Source organism: Rasiella rasia (genome assembly GCF_011044175.1).
Lineage (GTDB): Bacteria > Bacteroidota > Bacteroidia > Flavobacteriales > Flavobacteriaceae > Marinirhabdus > Marinirhabdus rasia.
This window is the reverse complement of sequence record NZ_CP049057.1, coordinates 1,404,123-1,427,451: the sequence shown is the minus strand read 5'-3', so window position 1 is coordinate 1,427,451 and position 23,329 is coordinate 1,404,123. Positions and strand designations below refer to the sequence as shown.

Below are 23,329 nucleotides of genomic sequence, written 5' to 3'. Positions count from 1 at the left end.
TGAAATTATGATTAAACTCAATGTTACCAATGAATTTTCAAGGCTAAAAGCCGTAGTGCTCGGTTCTGCAAAGAGTAATGGTCCCACTCCTAAATTAGAAGAAGCATACGACCCCAAATCGGCGCGCCACATTCAGCAAGGTACTTACCCAGTTGAAGCAGCTATGGTGGTTGAAATGGAAGCAGTAGCAGCGGTTTTTGAAAAGCACGGTGTTACCGTATATCGCCCCAATGTAATTGAAGATTATAATCAGATCTTTTCTAGAGACATTGCCTTTGTGGTTGAAGATAAGTTTATAGTAGCCAATATTTTAGAAGATAGGTCGCGAGAGATAGATGCGCTTACGCATGTGATCTCACAAATTAATCCTGATGATATAATCGAGTTTCCTGAAAATGCACATATAGAAGGGGGCGATGTAATGCCGCATGGAGCCTACATTTTCGTTGGAACTTACCGTGGAGACGATTATCCAGATTACATTACGGCTAGAACAAATATGAATGCTGTACGACATTTACAGTCCTTGTTTCCGCACAAAAAAGTAAAGTCATTTAATCTCAGAAAAAGCAATACTATCCCAGAAGATAATGCCTTACATTTAGATTGCTGTTTTCAACCTATCGGAAAAGGGAAATGTATTATTCATAGAGAAGGATTTCTTGAAGAAGCGGAGTATCAATGGCTAGTAGATTACTTCGGAAAAGAGAATTGCTTTCATATTGACAAGACAGAAATGTATCATATGAATAGTAATATATTTTCTATTTCCGAAGAAGTCATTATTTCAGAGAAAAACTTTACACGTTTAAATACGTGGTTAAGAAGTCAAGGTTTTATAGTTGAAGAAGTGCCATATTTTGAAATTTCAAAGCAAGAGGGATTGTTGCGCTGTAGCACAATGCCATTGTTTCGTGAGCCTGTAATAGAAGAAAAACATACATAGTGAAAAATTTAGCAAATAGCGCAAAAGCCAATCTCATTGTGTTGATAGTACTACTAATGAGCATGAATGCAGTAGTTTCTGCTCAGCATTCTGTTGCTAGAGATTGGAATGAAGAAATACTTTTCGCGATTAGAAACGATTTTGCCAGACCTACAGTACATGCACGTAATCTATACCATAGTTCTATAGCTATGTATGATGCCTGGGCAATTTTTGACGATACGGCTACCCCAGTCTTGTTAGGGAACACCTTACAGGGTTTTTCAGCTCCGTACAATCCAATTCCGTTTCCAGAAAATCCAGAAGAAGCTACGCACGAAATAATGAGTTATGCTATATATAGGTTAATGCAGCACCGTTTTCGAGATTCGCCTGGTGCTACAGAGATTTCGATTTCTATAAACCAGCTTATGAATAGCTATGGTTATAGTCTTTTTTCTAATTCTACAGATTATAGCACCGGTTCGTATGCGGCATTAGGGAATTACCTAGCCAGTCAAATCATTGCTTTTGGATTGCAGGATGGGTCTAATGAAGCTGGTGATTATAGCAGTATTTTTTACGCTCCAGTCAATCCGCCATTAATTTTAGAAGAGTATGAGGATATAGATTATATAAACCCAAATCGTTGGCAGCCACTGGCATTCGATTCATTTATTGACCAAAGTGGAAATGTTATACCGGGTGGAATTCCAAACTTTTTAAGTCCAGAATGGGGACAAGTAGCACCTTTTGCATTAGATAGCGATGACTTAGAAATCCTAAATAATGGTTTCAACAGCTATGTTTATAACGATCCTGGTGCCCCGCCACAAATACAACCATCTGTGTCTAACGGGATTGAAGATGCCTATAAATGGCACTTTGCTTTAGTGGCTTCGTGGTCTTCGCATTTAGATCCTTCAGACCCGCTTCGTATAGATATTTCTCCAGGAAATTTGGGGAATTTCGATTCTAATGATTGGCCAAGCACTTTTGCTGAATATCAAAATTTTTATGACTTTTTAAATGGAGGATCTTTGTCTAATGGGCACAGTTTAAACCCTAGTACTGGAATGCCATATACTCCTCAGATGGTGAAGCGGAGCGATTATGCTCGTGTATTAGCAGAGTTTTGGGCAGATGGTCCAGATTCTGAAACACCTCCAGGGCATTGGTTTGTTATTTCTAACTATGTGTCAGATAATCCGTTGCTTGAAAAGCGGTTTGGAGGCGAAGGGCCTATTTTATCTGATTTAGAATGGGATATAAAACTTTATTTAGCATTAGGTGGTGCAATGCATGATGCTGCAGTTACCACATGGGGTATTAAAGGGTATTACGACTATGTACGTCCTATTTCGGCAATTAGGTATATGGCCTCAAAAGGTCAGAGTACAGATCCTACACTGCCTAATTTTGATCCAAATGGACTGCCATTGATAGATAACTTAATAGAAATAATAGGACCAAATGATCCTCTTGCAGGTGATGAAACTATAGGTGAATTGAAAGTGCGTGCTTGGAAAGGACCTGATTTTATAGAAGATCCTACAACAGATATAGCAGGGGTAGATTGGATATTGGCTAAAAGATGGTGGCCTTACCAAAGAGGAACCTTTGTAACACCGCCGTTTGCGGGCTATGTTTCAGGACATTCAACGTTTTCAAGGGCTGCTGCAGAAATACTAACGTTTGCTACAGACGATCCTTTTTTTCCTGGTGGTATGGGTACTTTTGAAATACCACAAGATGACTTTTTATTTTTTGAAAAGGGACCTTCTGAACCATTTGTCTTGCAATGGGCGACCTATAGAGATGCATCAGACCAAACGAGTCTATCTAGAATTTGGGGAGGCATACATCCACCCATAGACGATATTCCGGGTAGGAAGTTAGGGGAAAATATTGGTGCACAGGCGTTTCAACTAGCATTAGATTATTTTAATGGTAAAGTTCTAAGTGCAGAAGAAAACGAACCAGATTGGCAAATACAGATTTACCCTAATCCAGTAGATGGATTACTTCAAATTTCGCACGCTGCATCAATAACCGTTGAAACAATAGAAATTTACGATGCGTCGGCTAGAAAAGTGCTTTCATTTCTAAATGAAAATACGAAGCAACCTGTGGTAGATGTATCTCACCTTAGTAGTGGGATGTATGTTTTAAAAATTAGTACGTCTAAAGGAGTAGTGAGTAAACAATTGCTCAGAAATTAAATCCAAGGACGTTGTATTTCCGTATTTATTACATGCAATCTCTAGTATGGCTAGTTGTGGTACTCTTCTGTGTAAGCACTTATGCCCAAGGCAAGGTTGATGGGTTTTATAAAAGTAAGAACCAAGGAGCCATTGTTATAGGTGGAGGTTTTGAGGATTCAAAAAAATATGTAGCAGGAAACACTACATTAGACTTAGAACGAAGCACCTATTATATTTCTATGTTTACGGCCTATGGAATTTCAGATAATCTTGACGTAAATATTTCTTTGCCATATATTTCAAGTAACAAAGAAAATAATCTACAGGATATTTCAGTTTTTTTGAAATATAAACTTTTGAAATATACGCTAGAGCATGGAATTATTGAAGTGAGTGCTGTGGCAGGACTCTCTACACCCATATCTAATTATTCTCTTGGCGGGCTAAATGATATTGGTCAACAAGCTACTATTTTAGATACACGGGGGATGTTTCATTTTAAAGCAAATACGTCGTGGTTTGTAACATTGCAGAGTGGCTTTTCTTATAAACTGGCCGAAGTTCCAAATAGTATTCCTGCTACTCTAAAAGTGGGCAAAGCTACTTCTCGTTGGTATTATGACCTTTATTATGATTACCAACATACCTTTGGCGGGATTAATTACCGCGGAACACCCGCTCCCCAAAATTTTAGGGAGTTAGGTGTTGATTTCCATAAAGTTGGTGGAACGCTATATAGGCCTTTTTCTACAAAATGGGGCGCATTTGCTACGATTGCCTATATTTTTGATGGTAGAAATGTGTTTTTGGGAGGAGCCTACGGGCTAGGATTAGCGTATAATTTTGATTTAAACTAGGTTGATGTAAAAAATAATCAAGGCACAAGTTAGAAATTTGAACGATAATAATCGAGAGCAATTTTATTGTGAAAATAATCACCTGAGGGAGTCTTATTTTATGAAATTTACAGATTAAATAAAGTACTTTTGCATTTCAAATAAGAATCTGTCGATGCAACAAATTACCAATACCATTTTAATGATACGTCCAGTCGCATTCAGGATGAATGAAGAGACAGCGGTAAACAACTATTTTCAGGAAGATATTGATGCAAGAAATTTCGATATTAATACCAAGGCGCAAGAAGAATTTGACGCCTTTGTAGCCAAATTAAGAGCTGTTGGAGTAATGGTTATAGTAGAGCATGATGATCTTAAAATGGATACGCCAGATTCTGTCTTCCCTAATAATTGGGTGAGTTTTCATGCTAATGGTACGGTTGGATTGTACCCAATGTTTGCTGAAAATAGAAGGCGCGAACGCCGCGAAGAAATTATGACCCGTTTAGAGTCTGAAGGGTTTCATATTGAAGGCTTTATGGACTACACTCCAGCCGAAGATGAAGATGTCTTTTTAGAAGGAACGGGAAGCCTGCTTTTAGATCGTGTGAATAAAATTGCTTATTGTGCACTTTCCCCTAGAGCAGACGAGGACTTGTTTATAGAGTTTTGTGAAGATTTTGAATACACACCCATTATATTTACTGCTAACCAAACTGTAAATGGCGAACGACTTCCAATCTACCATACCAATGTAATGATGGCTTTGGCTGAAAATTTTGCAGTAATTTGTCTTGATAGTATAGACAATCCAAAAGAAAAGAAGCAACTTGTTTCGGCTATTAAACAATCAAAGAAAGAAATACTTACCATTTCCGAGGCGCAGATGCATCAGTTTGCAGGTAATATGTTGCAAGTAAAGGGTGCCGATACAAAATATATGGTGATGAGTTTAGCAGCTCATAAAAGTTTAACTCCAGAACAGATAGCACATATAGAAAGACATTGCGAGATTTTGAGTAGCGATCTTACCACTATAGAAACTTGTGGTGGTGGAAGCGCACGTTGTATGATGGCAGAGGTGTTTTTGCCTAAAAAATCATAAGCCAAAATTTGCATTTGTAACAATGCTTTAGTTGTATAAAATACCACGGTTTGAAAAATTTAAAAACAGTATTTGTTTTTGGACCTGTAGTATTAGGCTTTGGCTATTCTATTAATCATTCCAGCAAAAATAAAATAGTGAAATGGTAGCATAGCATACCAATAAAGTCTTCCCCATAATCCGCGTGGTCTAAATGTAGCAGTTTGGTGCAATACATTATTCTTGTCTATTTCAAATTCTAACCATGCCTCGCCAGGAACTTTCATTTCAGCAAATAGAAGCAGTCTTTTTTCTTTCTTATCGGCCAGTATTACCCGCCAAAAGTCAAGACTATCTCCTTCGTAAATTTTGTTGGGGTGTGTTCTACCACGACGTAAGCCAACACCCCCAAAAAGCTTGTCTAAATAACCGCGTACCTTCCACAGCCAATTTCCGTAGTACCAACCACGCGTTCCACCAATACTCCAAATATTCTCTAATGTTTTTTCAGGATCTATAAGTTGTGTTTTTTGTTTGTCTTTTAAACAGCCTTTATCAGGTACTTCAACATATTTTTTAAGATCTTTTCTGAAACGTCCACTCACCATACTGTCTTTCCAGCTAGATACTACTTGGTTTTGTTTAATCTTTTTGAAGGCTAAATCGATGGCTTGAACATACGAAATAGGCTTTATACCTAACAACTCTTGTAAGCGGGTGTCTTTTGTAATTACTTCAATACGCATGCTGTCTACTAAGTTGAGTGCCAGCTTATATGAAGTTGAAGTAACAAAATACAACCAATACGAAGAAAGCTTAGGCGACATAAATGGCACATCTATTATCGCTAGTTTAAGATTACGACATTTAGCATATTGCAACATCATTTGTTTATACGATAAAATATCAGGTCCGCCAATATCAAAACTTTCGTTGTAACAATTGGTATTGCCTAGCACCCCGGTTAGGCAAGTAAGTACATCTCGAATAGCAATAGGTTGACAGCGTGTTTTTACCCATTTTGGCGTAATCATTATGGGTAACTTTTCGCATAAATCACGAATAATTTCAAAAGATGCACTGCCGCTACCAACTATAATTGCCGCTCGTAACACGGTAAGGTTGCCTGGACCCTCGTATAAAATATCTTCTACATTTTTTCGAGACCATAAATGTTTGCTAAGGTTTTCTTCATTTACAATACCCCCTACATAAATAGTTTGTTGGCAATGTGTCTGTTCTAAATAGCTGTTAAAATTTTTTGCTGAAAGTTCCTCTTTTTCATCAAAGTCGTCTGTAGAGGCAGACATGGAGTGAATTAAATAATATGCTGCATCTATATCTCTGGGAAGTACGTCAGGCTTTACCTTATCTAAGAAATCAATTTCAACAATTTCAATCTTATTTCGAAGGTCATCACTTATAGATAGTCTATTAGCATTTCTTACCGAGCATACCACCTCATGCCCTTGCTCCAATAATAAGGGAAGTAAACGCATCCCAATATAACCGTTTGCTCCTGTAAGTAGAATTTTCAAAATAACATCTTTGTTCAAAGATAGTCACGAAAAATTAAACAAAATTTAGTTTTATCATAACTTTATCATCTCTATATGCTTTTAGTATCTTTATAGGAGTAAAAAGCAACTCCATGAAAATCTTAAAAACCGTATTAGTTGTTGTAGGACTTGTACTCATAGGCTTTGGTTTATACAATGCCTTTATGCCAAAAGAAGTGCTTGATATTGGACCGTTAGAAGTTACCGCCAACGAAGGACTTAGCAATCAATCGCTAGCAATGATTGGCTTAGGGGTATTAGCGCTTATTGCAGGTGCTTTTATGCAAAAAAGATAAAACGGTAGTTAGAAATTCGATGTGAGTAAACTGTCTAAATTTGCTTTAAGAATGGAAACTTAAATACCATTTTATCGTATCTAGCTTTACTATTTTCGCTCTAATAATTAATGGTTACCATAGCATTGTTGAAACTACAATAAGTAACGAACACATTCTTAATTATAGCTATCTTTGCACCCTTAAAACATCAACATGGATTTGCAAGAAACGTTATCGCATCATATTAAAAAAGCCGTAGAAGATACTTACGGAGTGAACTTAGATACTATTGAGTTTCAAGGTACAAGGAAAGATTTTGAAGGCGATATTACTGTTGTAGTCTTTTCGATGCTACGTTCTGTAAAAGGAAATCCGGTACAAATAGGCGAAACTATTGGTCAATACCTAGTAAAAAATGTTGCAGAAGTATCAAAATTCAATGTTGTTAAAGGCTTTTTGAATCTCGTTTTAAGCGATGCTTATTATGTAGACTTTTTTAATACTATGGGCGATTTTAGTAGCTTCGGAAAAGCAGCTAACACGGGTGATGCTATGATGGTTGAATACGCTTCTCCTAATACCAATAAACCGCTACATTTAGGACATATAAGAAATGTGTTACTAGGGTATTCTGTTGCCGAAATATTAAAGGCAGCAGGAAAAAAAGTATATAAAACCCAAATTATTAACGACCGTGGTATTCATATTTGTAAAAGCATGCTTGCATGGAAGCGCTATGGAAATAATGAAACACCTCAGTCTACAGGCCTTAAAGGCGATAAGCTAGTGGGTAATTATTACGTGAAATTTGATCAAGAATATAAAAGGGAAATTAGCGCGCTAGTTAGTCAGGGTATAGCAGAGAAAGAAGCGAAAGTGCAAGCTCCAATATTGGTAGAAGCACAAGAAATGCTCCGTAAATGGGAAGCAGGAGACCCGGAAGTTGTTGCACTTTGGAAAACAATGAATGGTTGGGTGTATGATGGCTTTGACGCTACTTACGAGAATATTGGAGTTAATTTCGATAAGAATTATTATGAAAGTGATACCTACTTACTTGGTAAAGATTTTATAGAATTGGGTCTAGAAAAGGGGGTATTTGAGAAAGATCCAGATGGCTCTGTCTGGTGTGACCTCACAGACGAAGGGCTTGATCGTAAAATTGTATTAAGAAGTGACGGTACAGCAGTCTACATGACGCAAGATATTGGAACAGCCATACAACGAGTTAAAGATTTTCCAGATATCAACGGAATGATTTATACCGTAGGTAACGAGCAAGACTATCATTTTAAGGTACTATTCTTGATTCTTCAAAAACTTGGTTTTTCTTGGGCCAAAAATTTGTTTCACCTAAGCTACGGGATGGTAGATTTACCTTCAGGTAAAATGAAAAGTCGTGAGGGTACGGTTGTAGACGCAGATGACCTTATAGATGATATGACAGCAACAGCCAAGAAAATCTCTGAAGAGCTAGGTAAAATAGATGATTTTTCAGAAGAAGAAAAAAACCAGTTATATAAAACTATTGGGTTGGGTGCTCTAAAATACTACATCCTAAAAGTTGACCCTAAAAAACGAATTTTATTTAACCCAGAAGAGAGTGTAGATTTTCAAGGAAATACGGGACCATTTATACAATATACATACGCTCGAATTCAATCTATACTTCGCAAAGCTAAGACCGATTCAGTAGAAAAAAGTAAATTAAACGGGTCGTTAGTTTTACACGAAAAGGAAAAGGAGTTGCTTAAGATTATTCAGCAGTTTCCCGAAACAGTGCAACTTGCAGCGCAGAATTATAGCCCAGCACTGGTAGCTAATTACACATACGATTTAGTAAAAGAATTTAACTCCTTCTACCAAAACGTACCTATTTTTGGCGCTGAAAATGCAGATGAGATTGCCTTTAGAGTAGCATTGTGTGATGCTGTTGGTAGTATAATAAAGACAGCCTTTTCTGTTTTAGGCATTGAAGTGCCAAACAGAATGTAGCTAAAACAATAATTGCAACGAAATATTAGGTGTAAACCCTAGCGAAAATTGATCTACGCGTCTTAAGGTTGGCGCGCCTGTATCATCTATGTCTAAAACGTAATAACGGTCTAAGGCATTATTTCTATTAAAAATATTCAAGAAAGCGATATTCACTTTACCACTAAATGTTTCGTCTAAATCCACAGCATACGAGGCAGAAAAATCGCTCCTAAAATAACTAGGAAGTCTTGCATTATTGGGTGCGTTAAAATTAATTGTAGTTCCTTCTAGCGTTGTAATAATTGGTTCTTCTGCTATTGGCGTTGTGTATGGTAGTCCCGATTTAAGAGTATTGCCCAGCGAAAAACTAAAATCTTTATAGTCGAAAGAAGCGGCTAGGGTTGTAGTGTGCCTACTTTCTATATTGTTTCTAAAAGATGACGGATTAAAGTTATCAAAGGTGTAGGAGTTGTCTTGGTGCGCATAACTCAGCCAGACATTCCATTGTTTGGTTCGTTTGTTAATTGATATTTCGGCACCAGTAACGTTGTAACGTCCTGTAAAATTAGCATCTTGCAGTTGGTTTCTGAAACCAAGATTTTTGGTTTGTATACCAGTAACCTCTTTTGAATAAATTTCTGAAGTAAGCGTCCAATTCTTTCTTCGGAAATTTCCTCCAATGCCCACCTGCTTACTTTGTAAAATAGGATTTAATGTTTGATCTGCCAACAACCAATCTTTTGTTTCTACCCCCAACAAATTGTTTCTAAGGTTTACAGATTGATACACAGATTGGTGTTTTAGCTCTCCAGAAATATGAAGCCGCAGTGCCGGGTTTATCTTTTGACTTATATGAAGTCTCGGTTCAAAAAAGCTTTGCGAAAGTTTAGGATACTGTGTAAAACGTAAACCAGAAGTTATATTTGTTTTACCCTCAAAAAGCTTAAAAGATGTACTTGCAAATAGAGCATTTGCATATAATGTATTAGAAGTTTTTAGTAAAGCAGTATTGGTAGTATTTACTCTAGAATCTGTAATTTCAGTGTCTGTGTATTGATAACCTCCAAAAACCTGAAACTCATCGGTAGGAGCATATCTAAGGTCTATTTTTATGCTTGTCTCATCAACTTCGTTGCGATTGCTTTGTAAAAGATTTAAATCTACATCGTTGCTAAACTCACTGCGTAGATACTTACTGGTTGAGGCCAAGAACTTTGTTGAAAAATTACGATTCCAACTGCGCTTGTAGTTTATGCCATGTGTTCCGTTTTGTTGCTCTAATTCGCTTGCAACTAATGAACCTACGTTCTGCGAAATGATACGCTCAGAAAATTGTAGCTTATTATCTATGCCTAAAAAGTGATAACTCACTTCGTCTTTTAGAGAGATTTTCCATAGTGCTTTTACAGAGACGTCAAAAAAATTGAATTGTTCATCTGTGCTTCGTTCCCCTTCAATAGTATTATTTTGGAGGTTGGTAACTACCGTATTCTGAAATACTTTACTGAAAAATTCATTGTAAACGGGATTTCCTATGCCAGTATTAATAGATGTACGTCCGGAGACTGTAATTAAGAAGTTTTCTGTAGCTGGAATTTCGGCATAGGCATTTGCACTAGTAAGGTTAATGCCTAGTCCTCCTTGAAACTGTTCAGGAGTATCTGAAGACGATTCCATGGCTATAACCCCTGAGACGCCTTCTCCATATCGCGCCGCAGTACCATTTTTATAAATAGTAACATGCTTTGTTAGATTAGGGTTAAATGCGGAGATGAGTCCAAAAAAGTGTCCAGATTGGTACATTCGGATATCATCCCAAAGGATTAAAAATTCGTCTGAAGTACCGCCACGAACATTAAGGTTGGCGGCTGTTTCGTCTGCACTGTCTATTCCAGGGAGTGCCTGTGCAATTTGCAATACATCGGGTTCAATAAGACTTGGTAGGATGTCAAAATTTTCATTTTGTATAACGGTAGCACCCGAAATATTTTTTGATATTCCTTTAGTAATATAATTATCTAGAATTACTTCAGGCAGATAGGTGTAGGCTTGAGAAATATAAATAAACGGACATTGACCTGTAGATTTTAATTCTCTAGCCGAAATAGTTCTTACTAGAAACCCATTTACATAGACAGAGAGGTTTTCATTTTCTCCAATTTCAGTAACCCTAAAATTACCACCGCTATCAGACATAATCGTTACGTTGTTCACTGTAATTTCGGCTTCATAAATAGGAACGCTGCTTTCTGTTTCAATTAAAATACCACAGACTGTAATAAGTTGTTGTTCTTGAAGTTGAACGGCAATGTAGCGTTCTTTTATTTGAGTAAATTTTAGTCCTGCTTCAGCCGATAAGTGGTTTAAGGCCTCAGCAATATTTTTAGTTTCAGGAATACTGGTTACCTCAATAGATTTTAAATCTCTACGGTTATAAGAAAACTTTACATCGTAAGATTTTTCAATCTTTTTAAGTGCCTTAATGAGAGGGATTGTAGTTGTGCTTTCTTGTCCTACAACTGAAATAGTCATAAAGAAAAGGGTAAACAACAGAAAAATGGAATTATTATTCTTTGTTTTTAGCAGTAGAAATAATGACGCTGTCTTCGCTTTCAATAGCATACGTTAATCCCAAAGGAAGGGTAATGGTTTGTAGAGCAGCTTCTAAATCTGTATGTGTGTAACTACCCGTAAAACGTAAAGTTACATCAATATTTTGAGTCGAGACAGTGGTATTGTAGTTCTGTTCTAAATCTTTAAGAACATCTGTGATGCGCACATTGTCGTAGCTACTTTCGTTTCCATGCCATTCTGGTTTATTCACGAATACCTTGGTTTGTTCTAATATTTCATTTGTAACAGTAACTCCATTCCCTGCAGGAAGTTTAATAGTTTCGTTATTATAGGTCACAGCCACCAAGCCTTCATAACAATGTACCTGAAATGTATTATTGGTAGCAGTAACATTAAATTGAGTTCCCAAAACAGTAATGGTTCCTTGAGGTGTGTTTACGGTAAATGTCTCGCCTTTGGCTACCTTAAAATATGCCTCTCCGTTTAACGAGAGCATTCTATTTTCGTTCCAAGAATTTTTCTGGTATGAAATTTCAGAATTTTCATTAAGTAAAATTTCAGAAGTATCAGGAAGCGTAAGCGTAGTAGTCTCTGCTAGCTGTGTATTGATTGTTGTTGGGAGCGCATTAATAAAAACATAAGAGACTAGTACTAGAGCTAAGACCGCAGCAATTTTTAGCAATGCGGGTAATACACGTACTTTAGGTTTTTTGCGCTGGGAGTTAGCCAGTTTTTCTTTTATAGACGCAAGGGAGCCTTCAGTATCAAACGGGGGTAGTTCAATCTGTTTAGCGAAACGATCTATTTTACGATAGGCGGCAAAGGTTGGGTCTTGTTCCAACGCTTTAAGTTCTTCGGCAGTATGTGTGCCGTCAAGCCATTTATCTAGTACGTTCTTGTCCATTTTATCTTGCTTTCTAGGTGTAAAACAGCTAAGTAGCCATTTTACTACCCTTTTTTTAAATTTTTTCTACAGTTTTTCGCAATGCTTCCAATGCATCGTGAATACGTTTGCTTGTTGCTTTTTCTGAAATGTTTAATATTTCAGCAATTTCTCGATACTTTTTGCCTTCCACACGACTAAGCAAAAAGGCGGTTCGTTGAATTTCGGTTAGGTTGGCAATAGCCTGTTGCAACCGTTCGCCATATTCTTTTTCTTCTAATAAGAACTGAGGTGAATGTTTTTCAACTTTTGGTAAATGACTCTCTACATATTTTAGCACTACTTTTTTGTGTGCTACCGTATTTAAGAAAAGATTATTTGAAACCGTATAAAGAAAAGATTTTGCTTTCTGCGGGGGTACTTTTTTACAGTTTTCCCAAAGTTTAATAAATGCTTCTTGCGTTATATCGCTTGCTTTATCTTTATCGCCACATTTATAATAAATAAAATTACGAATGGTCTCGGCATAATCTCTATAGACTTTGTCGTAGGTACGCTCTTCGCAAACATGTTTGTGTTCTTCCATAAATTACGCTGTAAACTTATAGAAAAAATAGTTTATGTTTTAGAGGTAGTAATTTTGCAATGTACTTGTTATATATACTACAGGGGTAAAGTATCTCATTCTTTACTGCTGAAATATTAAAGACATTGTTCTAGTTTATAGAGCGATAAACTGAATTGCTATGAAGCAGAATTCGGTTGGTTAATGTGAAAGCCCATCTTGTTTCAGAGATGGGCTTTTTTATTTTTTAATTGCGAGAAAAAAATTTGAATCCTACCAACTGGTCATTCCCCGCAGTAGCATCTACAACCACGAGATAATTTATCTTTGTACCATTAGCAAATAAAAGGTAGGCCTGGTACTGATAAATAGTGCCTATTTGATCACGTTCTTCTGCAATACCAAAAGTGTAATACCCATTAAGGCTTCCATTGTCTGCTTCAAATTGCTTTATTCCGTTTTCTAGACCTATGGCAAAATCTGCAGGAATTTCAACAGCTTTGTTTATAGTGTTTAGTGCTTCAAAATTATTGTTTACAATAGCGTCAGAGAATTGACGATGTACCTTAGCTTTCTTACTAATTGGGGCCAAGGCAGTCATTGGATAATAAAAAGAAGCGGTATCTTTTTTAGCATTAATTAAAAACACTTCAATATCTGTATAGTTTTCTTTTTCTTCGGAAGTGAGCGCGTCGTACACCATAAGTGCAGAGTTTGCGGTAGTAACGGTTGGCTTTAATGTGTCTATCATGGCACTATTTTGAATTACCACATTAAAAGTTTTTCGCTTTTCCGAAGTATTAGATACAAAACTTTTGCTGTATGAGGTGTCTGCGTCGTACACGGTGGCAATGTCGTCTAATACGCCTTTTTCGGTTTCTGAAGCACAAGAACAGACTAAAATAGCGAGTAAAAAAAGAGAGGTTAATTTTTTCATGATATCTGGTTTATTTAGTTAAATCATATTCTATAGAGGTGCGAACCAAACCTGCAGTATTTCTTGCGCCAGTTTTTATCAGCATATTACGTCTATGTGTTTCTACGGTTCCAAAGCTAATAAAGAGCTTGTCTGCAATTTCTTGAGTTGTGCATTCGTCTAAAATGAGTTTTAGCACGTCTTTTTCTCTGCGAGAGAGGGTAGGGAACGGACTCGTAATTTTTTCGTTACCATTTTTAAGGACACTATTTAAAACAATTTCGTTTACCGTATCATCCAGATACATTTTTCCTTCATTTACAGATTTTATTGCGTCGATTACTTCGTCTTGTCCGGCATTTTTTAATACATATCCTTTTGCTCCATTGTTAAGCATTAGTTTAATTAAGCTACTTTCTTTATGCATACTAATGGCCACAATTTTAATGTCGGGGAGAACTTTTAATAATTGTTTGCATGTATCTATGCCATTTATGCCAGGCATGTTAATGTCCAGAAGTACAACATCTACATGTTGCTTCGGAATTTCAACCAAGGCATCTTCGCCAGTTAAGGCTGTTCCAACTACTTTAATAGTAGGTTCGTCTTTAAGAAGGAGTTTCATCCCGTCTATCACCATTTTATGGTCGTCTACAATAAATACGTTAATCATGCTATAGGTATGTTAATGGTTAATGATGTTCCGTTGTTTGGTTGGGTATCCCAATCTATGGTGCCGTCTAGATATGCTACACGACTATTTATGCTTTTTAATCCAAGCCCGCCTTTAGCCACGGCATCGTTATAATTAAAGCCTCTACCGTTGTCTTCAACCAAAAGATTTACCTCGTTTTCATGCCCCAATAGTTGAATAAGTATGCTACTTGCTTTAGCGTGCTTTCGTATGTTAGAGATTATTTCTTGTAATAATCTATAAATCATTACTTCTTTGGTAGGTTCTATGGCAGTTGGTAGGTTAGAGATTTCTACTGTTACGCTGTATCCTTGTTCTTGAAGATGTGTGCCAAGATCTTCTATGGCACCCTTAAGCCCAGAAATACTTAAAGCATGTGGCATCATATTATGAGAAATACGCCTCACTTCTATACACGCTTCATCGATAAGTGAGTTGGTTTTTCCTGTTAAGTCTAAGGCCTCTAACTGTTGTATTTCGTTTTGAATGGTAGTAAAATGAGCTTTAACAGTGCTCAACAAACCTCCAAGGCTGTCGTGCAGATCTTTTGCAATACGAAGACGTTCGGCTTCCTGACCTTCAATCATACTATTCATAGCTACCAGTTTGTTTCTTTGTTGTAGTTCGGTGATTTTTTGTTGCTGAAGGGCTTCTCTCTGTAATGCCAGCTTATTTTTATACTGTAAGCGTTTCCTTAAGAACAAGATAATAACAATTGAAAAAACTGCCAAAGTGATTAAGCCAGCAAGTATATTTCTTTTTAGTCGTTTCTCATTTTGAAGAATACGTTCTTGCTCTTCTTGTTGCTTATTGAAATCGTATTGCATTTCAATTTGCGTGAGCTGTTTAATATTTTTTTCATTAATTACAGAATCTCTAGCTACTGTATATTTTTTAAAATTGATTAAAGCTTTTTCAAATTCTCCTTTCTTTTGGTATGCTTCATATAGACACTCACATGCTGCAGACATGAGTTCCGGAACTTTTATAGCATCAATTAAGGTTTTAGCCTTCTCGCAATCTGCTATTGCAAGGTCATGTTTGCCTTGTTTGTTGTACAATGTTCCTCGGTGTGGAAGTGTTTCTGCAATTCCAGCAGTATAATTTTTTGCTTCGAAAATGGCTAAAGCTTCATTGAGTGATTTCAGAGCTTCATCGTCTCTATTCGATTCTATGAGTACGGCTCCAATATTAAGGTTAGACATTGCAATAGAGGTTTCTGGTGCCCCAGCCTTTAATTTTAAGTCTTTTCCTTTTGCTAAGGCGTCTAAGGCCTCTTCTTTCCGGTTCATTTTTAACAATAAGTTACCCTTATTGCTAATAATCACCCCTGCGGCATTAGCATCTCCCATGGCCATGGCGGCTTCATTAGCGATGTCGTAATAAACAAGAGAAGTTTCAAAATCTTCTACTTTGTTATATAAATTTGCAAGTGCGTTTGCCAATACAAAACTTTGTCCCCTTCGCTTCTTTTTTAAGCTTTCAGTAAGTTGTAAAGTGTCTAGCTTGTCTAATATTTCTCTTGCCTGCATGGTATACACAATAGATTGTGAAACAGCATCTTTTTGGCTCGAAATTCCGCCCTTGGTAGCCAAGACACTAGACCTAATAAACGGTAGTTCATTCTCGGTTACAAAGGTGAGTGCTTTATCAAGCATGTATGTAGCAGAGTCTAATTTTGCATTAAAATAATGATAGTTACCCATAGAGTAATATGAGTTAGCCTTCATCTCATTATTACCTACTTCTTCTGAAATAGCAATGGCTTTAGTAATTAAGGTACGGGTGGGTTTTATATAGCGATTTTTACCAGCACTAGAGACAAGTAACTGAATTAGTTTCATGTCTTTTGGCATGGTATCAGATACAGCCAGAATAGAATCTATCTTGGCTTTGGTTAATGGCTGTCTCTGTGCTAAACAAAAGCTTGTCCCGAAGAACATGAATACTAATGAAAAAACTATTGTTTTATTGGTGGGTAACGCAAACATGTAGGGCTAGTTTTGTTGGTATGTAAGGTACGTATGCTGGTATTCTTGTTAAGTATGAATTCTGCGAGCTTAGAAAACTATATGAATTCATAGAGGTGGTTTTCCTACAAAATTACAATGGAATTGATATAGAAACTGAAGTTCCATTACCAATTTCTGAATCCCAATCTATGGTTCCGTCTAAATAATTTACGCGGCTGTTAATGCTTTTTAACCCAATTCCTTCATTACCAAGTTGGTCTTCATATGTAAATCCCTTTCCATCATCTTCTACTAGTAATGTTACCATGTCTTTATGCCCGACTATCTGAAGCGTTATTTCTTTTGCTTCAGCATGTTTTCTAATATTACTAAGTAATTCTTGTAATAATCTGTAAAGCATTACCTCTTTTGTTGGATCTATTTTTTCTGGAATATTGATTAACTCCACCGTTGTTGTATAGCCTTCTTCTTGTAGTTGAAGCCCGAGATCTTCTACCGCTCCTTTCAAGCCAGACAAACTTAAGGCGTGTGGCATCATGTTATGCGAAATGCGTCTAACTTCAACCACAGCTTCGTCTATAAGCTTATTGGTCTTTTTAGTGAGATTTATTTTTTCTATTTGCTCTATTTCGTTCTGAATACTCGTAAAATGTGCTTTTACCGTACTTAGCAATCCGCCTAAGCTATCGTGAAGGTCTTTTGCAATACGAAGTCGTTCTGCTTCTTGTCCTTCAATCATACTGTTTAAGGCAAGTAATTTGTTTTTTTGCTGAAGTTCAACAATTTTTTGAGCTTGGAGAGATTGTGTTTGCTGTGCTATTGTTTTCTGATATTTTAATCGGTTTCTAAAGAAGATTAACAATCCAATTGCACCTATTCCCAAAATAATGAGACCATTGCGTATTTGGTTTTTTTGTCTACTTTGTTTTTCGAGTTCTAGTTGTTGTTCAAGAATTTTTCTTTCTTTTTTCTCCGTTTCGTATTCAATTTCAATTTCAGCAATATTACGCTGCATATTTTCAGAAGTCACACTATCCTGTAACGATACCTGCAACATCTTGTAGTTATAAGCATCCTTAAAATTGTTTGCGGATGCGCTAGTTGTGGCTAGTGTAGTATATAGGTCTATAAGGTGCGATGGTTTTTCTACTTTTTTCAGCTTTGCAACGGCATTCTTTAAATACACAACGCCTTTCTCTGGTGTGCCGTTAGCCTTGAAAATATTAGATAGCGCGATGGTGGTAGAAACGTAAGAATTTATATTATTGAGACTATCGCTAATTTGAATGGTTTTTTTTAACAACGGCACATTTTCTATGCTCAACCTACGCTTAAATAATGCTTCAATGGGCATATGTCCGGCGGGTGTGTTGGTGCGAGCATCCTCGTAATGTTCATATAAAATTTGTGTAAATTTTGCCAGTTGTTCGGGTTTATCTACTTGTGTGTAGAAATCGAGTATCATGTATAAATGAAATCTCTTCTTAGGAACGTTTGGCATGTCTTTAACCAACTCATATATTTTTAAAAGGCATTCTTCCTGGGTGTCGTAATCTTTTAAAGAATTATAAACTGAGGCCTTCGCATCGTAAAAGCTGGTTAATTGAGCTTTGTTTTCTTCTTTTGCTAATAAACTTTCAATTTGGTTAAGATATTCAAGAGCTAGATCTGGCTTGTTTTTCTGATCATAAGAGTATGCCAAGCTGATATTATAAAAGATAAACCGTCTCTCATCCTCAAACTTCTTGGCTAGGGCAATCCCTTCCTGTTTTAATATAATGGCTTCGTCTAAATACCCACTTCTAGATAAATTTCGAGAATACCCTTCGTACATTATGAGTTTAGCAAAATCGGTCGTGTCTTTCTGAAAGAAATATTGAAATAGTGCTGTTGCCTGTTCGGGTGCATTTTTTAATACAAGCGTGTCTCCTAAATGAAAGAAAGATACACGTTTGTCTTTCTGTGTTTGCTTCTTTACAGCTTTTAATACACTATCTATATATGGTTTTCCGAAGTCTTGAGCTAACAAAGAATAGGGTTGAGGTGCTAAAAAACACATCAACCCGATTAAAAATAAAATACGTTGAATCTTACTTTTCATTATCAAAAGATAACTATTTTATTGAGAATAGTACTTATCTAGTTTTCATGCTTACCTGTAATGTAAAATCACCTTCACTTAACCCATCGGCACCTGTTACGCCAATTACTACTCTATAAGGGCGATTGATTGCCACAAGGTTGGTTACTTTTCTTGTGTGATCTTGGGTTTTTCCTCGTACGGGGCGGTCCCATTTGTGTCCTGCTTCGCAGCGAATACATCTGTCTAAATCTGGGACTAATCGCATATTATCTACGCCAATTTCATACGCGTAGATACTAAAGTTTTTAGTTTTGTCTTTAGGGATCACCGTTACCTCCATTTCACTGTACTTTGGTATAATGCCGGTAAAGAAAACGTGTTTGCCCGTAAATTTTTTCTTTTGTGTTTCTGGGAAGCAAGCATTTTGGCTGCTCCATGCCCAAGATAGATCGTCTAGAATAACGCCTTCATTTAAGTTAGCCACGTAAGAAATTTCACCGTTTGGAACTGGTTTAATTTCAGAGACTTTTGGTTGTGCCATGCAAGTAAATATTGGAATTGTTAATAAAAGTGTGAGTATGGTTTTCATGAGAAATGCTTTTAAATTAGTGTGAAGTTATGTTGTGGTAAAAGGGGCCGCCAACTAGACCAGCCCCTTAGTAATTGTAGCATGCGTAATGAACAATGTCTACTCAGCCTTGATACGGTATTTAAACTTATTACCTACCGACTGGTTTTTCATAGAAACGATAATAATCTTTCCTTTTACGTTTCTAAGATTAAAGACTTTATCCTTTCCGTTTCTGTCGTTGGGAAAGATGTATGATGTTTTTTGGGTAGTTACACCATCTTTTCCTTGTACACAGATTACAACGCCTGTTTTTGCTCTACCATCATACTTATTAATGGTTAGTTTTACATTATTGTTAAACGAAGGGTGTGTGATAAAGGTCCTTTTCGTTTGTCCAGTAATACTTCCAGTTTCGTTACCACCGTCAATTTCTAAATAACGAGGTCCAATATTTGCTCCTCCGTTAGAGGCAATCCAGTTCCATCCATTTTTTAAGGGTCTAATAGAAGCTTTAAACGGATTTAAAGTGATGTTTGGTTTCCATGGGCCGTATTTTTGCCATGCAGCTTTTGCTAGTTTGGCACCTTGGTTACAGTTTTGTGCTTCGGCAGAAAACGTGAAAGCGAACACTGCAATACTGAACAATATGATTACTTTTTTCATGATATTTAATTTAATAGTTATTAATTTATTTTAGTTTCTAACTTTTGCATCCATAGAATAGCTAAAGGTGTTTCCTATGGAAATGTTCTTTAATTCTATTTTAAACTTGTGGTTTCCATTTAGGTTAAGAACCATCTCGTTTCTTGGCTGACTTCTTTCGAAAGTATTGCTTGAGTGTTCTACCCAAGAAGATCCTACTTTCTTCCATACTCTTACAGTACCTCTAGCTTTTCCAGCTGTTCTCTTAATAGTTACTTTAGTTTTGTTTGTACAAGAAGATCTAGTTTCTATCGTTTTCTTTTGGTTTCCTAGAAGTCGTCCTGTTTTTTTACCTCCAACAGCAAGGTTACTAGTGCTACCTGTAGCTTGCATACTATACTTAAACTTGTTACCTACCGATTGGTTTACAATATCTACACGAATGGTTTTTCCTAAAACTCCAGGTATTGTTTTAGCCTTCGTAGGTGTGTCGCGACCATTTTCAAAGATGATACGATCTTTAAAACTTCCATTTGCATAAATGTTTACGGTAGTTTTTGCCTTACCACCTGTTTTGTTAATAGATACACGAACCGAATTAGAGGTGGCGGTGAATGTGATTTTAGCTGGTCCAGCAGCCATAACTGTACCTGATCTTGACTTAAGTGTGCTTGTACAAGTTTGTGCGCTTGTTGTCATACCAACGAATACTAAAGCAAGTGCTAGTACGATGGTTTTCATGTGAGTGTTGATGTAATTTTTCATGATTTAAAAAATATTAGGTTAAATGATTACTTTTTTGATACTGCTAAAGTAGGTTGACATATTTGCTTCAGTATCAAAGAAAACGACTAGGAAACTAAAATCTATGATTTCATGTAGTGTGCTCAGAATTCATGTAGCGTATTGTATTTCAGTATTTTAGAGAATAAAAAAAAGTGTCTTGGTGAGTCACCAAGACACTTCGTATTTTTAGAAATAGTTGCTTGCGTACTATTTTGCAACTATGGTAAATGGTGCTTTTGCTCCAGAATTCTTTAGTGAGACACTAAGTACTTTTCCCTTTACATTTTCTAATGTAAAACTCTTGCTAGATTCTCCAGCAATAAACGTATGGCTGTCTAGATTTTGGGTCATGTTGCTCTTAGTGTGAGAACAGACTACCACCTCTAAGCCCGCCAAACTTTGAGTACTGGCAATATTTATTTCAATACGTTCTCTAGGGGCCATGTATGTTACGTAGGTTCTCTTTTTATTCTTCTTTAATGAGCCTTTCTTAACCTTGCCGCTGGTTGGTAAAAACTTAGGAGCATTTCCCTTTAAACTAAGATTGCCTAAAGATTTGGTAAGGTTTCCTTTTAATGCATCAAATTCTGATGTCATGCTCTCTGGGTCGTTAAGAGCATTTTCTAACGTGAGTTTGTTCCAAAGTCCCTCTACTTGTTTAAAATCTTCACTACATTCTTGAGCCGAAATGGTCGTAGAAAGTAAAATTGTACAGATGATTGTGTATAGTGTTTTCATGATGTGAGGTTTTAATTCACTTCAAAACTATAACGCTATAATGGTTTCACTATCAAAGAAATCTGTGAGAACTGTAAATTATATGATTTCTGTTAAATGGTGCTTTTTCCTACAAATTTTAGAAATATAATAGGAAAAATTATTCTGAAGAATTGCGCAATTCCTGAAGTAGTGCTTCAAAAGCAGCTCTCTTTTTACTCTTTTTAAGTGTAGCTCTCTGGGAAATTCCGTCTGTTGAAACCGACAATATGGTAGTCAGCATTTCACGACGTACATCTTTTGGAGCATTAGAGAGAATTTCTTGTGCTAATTGCAGTACCGGGCTAAAAGTTTCCGAAGTCATAGCTTTTGAAATAGGTACACCGCCATTATACGTCCCTGAAGAACTTTCTTTTTCAGTAATAGGTTTATACTCAAAGGTGGAACTAGTAATAATATATTGATTGTTATTCTGGTCTGCATATCTCACCATTGCGTCTGTCTTTTTGGTTACACCACAACTTATTACGAAGAACAAGAGGGGACATAAAAGTAGGATAAGCCTTCGCATTATCGGTTGTATAATTTTTTACCTGCGGCTTCATATTTATCACCTGCGGTCCAAAATGGGGTTACAGGATCATTTGCAATAGTTCGCCCAGCCAATACATACGCCTTAAAAAATTTAAGTAAATAATCAAAATCTAAACTTTCTGCATGATCTCCTGGTCGGTGGTAGTATTTTGTTACTTCACCATCAAAAGAAGTGAAACCCATACAAAATGTGGGTGCTGGTATTCCCTTTGCTGCAAAATGAACGTTATCGCTCCTGTCAAAAAGGCCTTGCTCTGGTGCCGGGTCATCTATAGCAGTAAGTCCAAAAACAGTTGCTGCCGATGTAATATGTTTAGTAGCGGTAGTTCTAGGTAGGCCAATGATTGTGGCCTTTGTGATATCGTTATACCCGCCGTTGTCACTATTAAAACAGTACACCATTTGGTTTAGTGGCAGCACAGGGTTGGCAACATAATATTCACTCCCCAAAAGTCCCTTTTCTTCACCTGTAAACAAAATAAAGAGCGCCGAGCGCTTCGTTGGGTACTTTGCTAAATTCTCTGCCATGCTAAGTACAGTAGTTGTGCCTACCGCATTGTCTCTCGCCCCATTATAAATAGTGTCTCCAGTAGCGTCTGGCGTCCCAATGCCAACATGGTCGTAATGGGCAGAATAAATAATATATTCATTTTTAAGTTTAGGATCTGTACCTTCTACGATACCAATTACATTTTGAGAAGTAACTTGTTCTTTTTTTGAACCACTCATTTTTATTGTAGCACCCAACGCTCTTTTAGAGGCAATTGTAGTGGCAAATTCATGGCTTATATCTTGGGTCCATATATGACTTATACCTTCTGTTTTAAGTTGGCTATTTTTAATTTCACCCAACTCTAAAGAGGGAGCGTCAAAATTATGAGAGATAAACCCCCATATTTGGTCCTCGCTGTTAAGTAGTTCTACGATGGCAATAGCACCTGCAGTTTCAGCAATTTCTCGTTTTCTCTTTATAAGTCCGAAAGCTCCACGTGCATCTTTTTTTTCTTCACTACCTCCTTTAACAATTACAACCTTGCCCTTTACATCTTGGTCTTTGTAATCTGATTCTAGACCATAATTTAAATAAACAGCTTCTCCATTATACTCTATAGGCACCGCATTTAAAGCTACTTTGCTCTTTACCGTTTGCCCGCCAATGGTTAGCGATATGTTGTTTGGTGGCGTATTTTTTATGAGCGGAATTTGCTGATAGTATGTGTTTGTTTTGGGGTTGGGTTTAACACCATAACTACGAAGTGTATTTGCAAGATAAGAAGCCGCTAATTTATTTTCTGGAGTTCCAGTTTCGCGTCCTTTAAACAGATCGTCGGCCAAGTAGTAAATATGGCCCTCAATTTTAGATTTAGAAATCGTGTTCTCTACTTTCTGTTTTTCTTGCCCAAATGTAGCGACAAATACTAAGGTGCATAAGCATGTGAAGATTGTTTTCATAAGACGTATTTAA

Annotated in this window: 20 protein-coding genes; 6 read left to right on the top strand and 14 right to left on the bottom strand. The window is 36.8% G+C overall.

Annotated elements, in window-relative coordinates:
- Window positions 1-7: 7 nt before the first annotated feature.
- The 4 genes from G5B37_RS06385 (at window position 8) to ctlX (ending at window position 5,073) form a co-directional block, all read left to right on the top strand.
- Window positions 8-946 carry a dimethylarginine dimethylaminohydrolase family protein gene (locus tag G5B37_RS06385; RefSeq protein WP_164679226.1) on the top strand — a complete coding sequence of 313 codons (939 nt, stop codon included), beginning with the start codon at window positions 8-10 and terminating at the stop codon, window positions 944-946.
- Complete coding sequence (locus G5B37_RS06380; protein ID WP_263649856.1) at window positions 946-3,147, top strand: T9SS type A sorting domain-containing protein; 2,202 nt, start codon at window positions 946-948, stop codon at window positions 3,145-3,147. Before G5B37_RS06385 ends, G5B37_RS06380 begins: the two co-directional genes overlap by 1 nt.
- A 32-nt stretch (window positions 3,148-3,179) precedes the next feature.
- Window positions 3,180-3,986, top strand: a complete 807-nt coding sequence (locus tag G5B37_RS06375) for a hypothetical protein (protein WP_164679225.1) — start codon at window positions 3,180-3,182, stop codon at window positions 3,984-3,986.
- Between the two features lie 154 nt (window positions 3,987-4,140).
- A complete protein-coding gene (gene ctlX, locus G5B37_RS06370) occupies window positions 4,141-5,073 on the top strand; it encodes a citrulline utilization hydrolase CtlX (protein WP_164679224.1) in 933 nt (310 codons plus the stop codon).
- 92 nt (window positions 5,074-5,165) lie between these two features.
- On the opposite strand, the gene G5B37_RS06365 is transcribed toward ctlX, so the two are convergent.
- A complete protein-coding gene (locus tag G5B37_RS06365; protein ID WP_164679223.1) occupies window positions 5,166-6,590 on the bottom strand; it encodes an SDR family oxidoreductase in 1,425 nt (474 codons plus the stop codon).
- A 113-nt stretch (window positions 6,591-6,703) separates the two neighbouring features.
- Between G5B37_RS06365 and G5B37_RS06360 the strand changes: the two genes are divergently transcribed.
- Both G5B37_RS06360 and argS read left to right on the top strand, forming a co-directional pair.
- Entirely contained in the window at window positions 6,704-6,907 is a 204-nt protein-coding gene (locus G5B37_RS06360) for a hypothetical protein (RefSeq protein WP_164679222.1), read from the top strand.
- 195 nt (window positions 6,908-7,102) lie between these two features.
- The gene (gene argS / locus G5B37_RS06355) at window positions 7,103-8,884 is read left to right on the top strand and encodes an arginine--tRNA ligase (protein ID WP_164679221.1); all 1,782 of its coding nucleotides are present in this window, start codon (window positions 7,103-7,105) and stop codon (window positions 8,882-8,884) included.
- Here argS and G5B37_RS06350 read toward each other — a convergent pair whose 3' ends face one another.
- The 13 genes from G5B37_RS06350 to G5B37_RS06290 all read right to left on the bottom strand — a co-directional run bounded on the left by G5B37_RS06350 (window position 8,885) and on the right by G5B37_RS06290 (window position 23,316).
- Window positions 8,885-11,398 carry a TonB-dependent receptor plug domain-containing protein gene (locus G5B37_RS06350; protein ID WP_164679220.1) on the bottom strand — a complete coding sequence of 838 codons (2,514 nt, stop codon included), beginning with the start codon at window positions 11,396-11,398 and terminating at the stop codon, window positions 8,885-8,887.
- A gap of 34 nt (window positions 11,399-11,432) precedes the next feature.
- The gene (locus G5B37_RS06345) at window positions 11,433-12,344 is read right to left on the bottom strand and encodes a FecR family protein (protein ID WP_164679219.1); all 912 of its coding nucleotides are present in this window, start codon (window positions 12,342-12,344) and stop codon (window positions 11,433-11,435) included.
- A gap of 55 nt (window positions 12,345-12,399) precedes the next feature.
- Complete coding sequence (locus G5B37_RS06340) at window positions 12,400-12,909, bottom strand: RNA polymerase sigma factor (RefSeq protein WP_164679218.1); 510 nt, start codon at window positions 12,907-12,909, stop codon at window positions 12,400-12,402.
- 226 nt (window positions 12,910-13,135) lie between these two features.
- Complete coding sequence (locus G5B37_RS06335; RefSeq protein ID WP_164679217.1) at window positions 13,136-13,825, bottom strand: hypothetical protein; 690 nt, start codon at window positions 13,823-13,825, stop codon at window positions 13,136-13,138.
- A gap of 10 nt (window positions 13,826-13,835) precedes the next feature.
- On the bottom strand, window positions 13,836-14,477 hold the full coding sequence (locus G5B37_RS06330; RefSeq protein ID WP_164679216.1) for a response regulator: 642 nt from the start codon (window positions 14,475-14,477) through the stop codon (window positions 13,836-13,838).
- Entirely contained in the window at window positions 14,474-16,489 is a 2,016-nt protein-coding gene (locus G5B37_RS06325) for a tetratricopeptide repeat-containing sensor histidine kinase (protein ID WP_164679215.1), read from the bottom strand. The genes G5B37_RS06330 and G5B37_RS06325 overlap by 4 nt, the downstream gene beginning before the upstream one ends.
- Window positions 16,490-16,601: 112 nt before the next feature.
- Window positions 16,602-18,572: a sensor histidine kinase gene (locus G5B37_RS06320; protein WP_164679214.1), complete on the bottom strand. Its 1,971-nt coding sequence runs from the start codon at window positions 18,570-18,572 to the stop codon at window positions 16,602-16,604.
- Window positions 18,573-18,606: 34 nt separating this feature from the next.
- Window positions 18,607-19,143, bottom strand: coding sequence for a hypothetical protein (locus G5B37_RS06315; protein ID WP_164679213.1), 537 nt, complete (start codon window positions 19,141-19,143; stop codon window positions 18,607-18,609).
- 99 nt (window positions 19,144-19,242) lie between these two features.
- Window positions 19,243-19,788, bottom strand: coding sequence for a hypothetical protein (locus tag G5B37_RS06310; protein WP_164679212.1), 546 nt, complete (start codon window positions 19,786-19,788; stop codon window positions 19,243-19,245).
- A gap of 30 nt (window positions 19,789-19,818) precedes the next feature.
- On the bottom strand, window positions 19,819-20,532 hold the full coding sequence (locus tag G5B37_RS06305) for a hypothetical protein (RefSeq protein ID WP_164679211.1): 714 nt from the start codon (window positions 20,530-20,532) through the stop codon (window positions 19,819-19,821).
- A gap of 228 nt (window positions 20,533-20,760) precedes the next feature.
- Complete coding sequence (locus G5B37_RS06300) at window positions 20,761-21,291, bottom strand: hypothetical protein (RefSeq protein WP_164679210.1); 531 nt, start codon at window positions 21,289-21,291, stop codon at window positions 20,761-20,763.
- 139 nt (window positions 21,292-21,430) lie between these two features.
- Complete coding sequence (locus G5B37_RS06295; RefSeq protein ID WP_164679209.1) at window positions 21,431-21,841, bottom strand: hypothetical protein; 411 nt, start codon at window positions 21,839-21,841, stop codon at window positions 21,431-21,433.
- Window positions 21,841-23,316: a M28 family peptidase gene (locus G5B37_RS06290; protein WP_164679208.1), complete on the bottom strand. Its 1,476-nt coding sequence runs from the start codon at window positions 23,314-23,316 to the stop codon at window positions 21,841-21,843. Before G5B37_RS06290 ends, G5B37_RS06295 begins: the two co-directional genes overlap by 1 nt.
- Window positions 23,317-23,329 lie beyond the last annotated feature (13 nt).

What these genes read in the sequence shown, in the direction of transcription:
- G5B37_RS06360 (WP_164679222.1), top strand. Translation starts at nt 6,704, where the DNA reads ATGAAAATCTTAAAAACCGTATTAGTTGTTGTAGGACTTGTACTCATA.
- ctlX (WP_164679224.1), top strand. Translation starts at nt 4,141, where the DNA reads ATGCAACAAATTACCAATACCATTTTAATGATACGTCCAGTCGCATTC.
- G5B37_RS06310 (WP_164679212.1), bottom strand. Translation starts at nt 19,788, where the DNA reads ATGAAAAAAGTAATCATATTGTTCAGTATTGCAGTGTTCGCTTTCACG.
- argS (WP_164679221.1), top strand. Translation starts at nt 7,103, where the DNA reads ATGGATTTGCAAGAAACGTTATCGCATCATATTAAAAAAGCCGTAGAA.
- G5B37_RS06335 (WP_164679217.1), bottom strand. Translation starts at nt 13,825, where the DNA reads ATGAAAAAATTAACCTCTCTTTTTTTACTCGCTATTTTAGTCTGTTCT.
- G5B37_RS06330 (WP_164679216.1), bottom strand. Translation starts at nt 14,477, where the DNA reads ATGATTAACGTATTTATTGTAGACGACCATAAAATGGTGATAGACGGG.
- G5B37_RS06320 (WP_164679214.1), bottom strand. Translation starts at nt 18,572, where the DNA reads ATGAAAAGTAAGATTCAACGTATTTTATTTTTAATCGGGTTGATGTGT.
- G5B37_RS06290 (WP_164679208.1), bottom strand. Translation starts at nt 23,316, where the DNA reads ATGAAAACAATCTTCACATGCTTATGCACCTTAGTATTTGTCGCTACA.
- G5B37_RS06345 (WP_164679219.1), bottom strand. Translation starts at nt 12,344, where the DNA reads ATGGACAAGAACGTACTAGATAAATGGCTTGACGGCACACATACTGCC.
- G5B37_RS06300 (WP_164679210.1), bottom strand. Translation starts at nt 21,291, where the DNA reads ATGAAAACACTATACACAATCATCTGTACAATTTTACTTTCTACGACC.
- G5B37_RS06350 (WP_164679220.1), bottom strand. Translation starts at nt 11,398, where the DNA reads ATGACTATTTCAGTTGTAGGACAAGAAAGCACAACTACAATCCCTCTC.
- G5B37_RS06295 (WP_164679209.1), bottom strand. Translation starts at nt 21,841, where the DNA reads ATGCGAAGGCTTATCCTACTTTTATGTCCCCTCTTGTTCTTCGTAATA.
- G5B37_RS06315 (WP_164679213.1), bottom strand. Translation starts at nt 19,143, where the DNA reads ATGAAAACCATACTCACACTTTTATTAACAATTCCAATATTTACTTGC.
- G5B37_RS06305 (WP_164679211.1), bottom strand. Translation starts at nt 20,532, where the DNA reads ATGAAAAATTACATCAACACTCACATGAAAACCATCGTACTAGCACTT.
- G5B37_RS06325 (WP_164679215.1), bottom strand. Translation starts at nt 16,489, where the DNA reads ATGTTTGCGTTACCCACCAATAAAACAATAGTTTTTTCATTAGTATTC.
- G5B37_RS06385 (WP_164679226.1), top strand. Translation starts at nt 8, where the DNA reads ATGATTAAACTCAATGTTACCAATGAATTTTCAAGGCTAAAAGCCGTA.
- G5B37_RS06340 (WP_164679218.1), bottom strand. Translation starts at nt 12,909, where the DNA reads ATGGAAGAACACAAACATGTTTGCGAAGAGCGTACCTACGACAAAGTC.
- G5B37_RS06375 (WP_164679225.1), top strand. Translation starts at nt 3,180, where the DNA reads ATGCAATCTCTAGTATGGCTAGTTGTGGTACTCTTCTGTGTAAGCACT.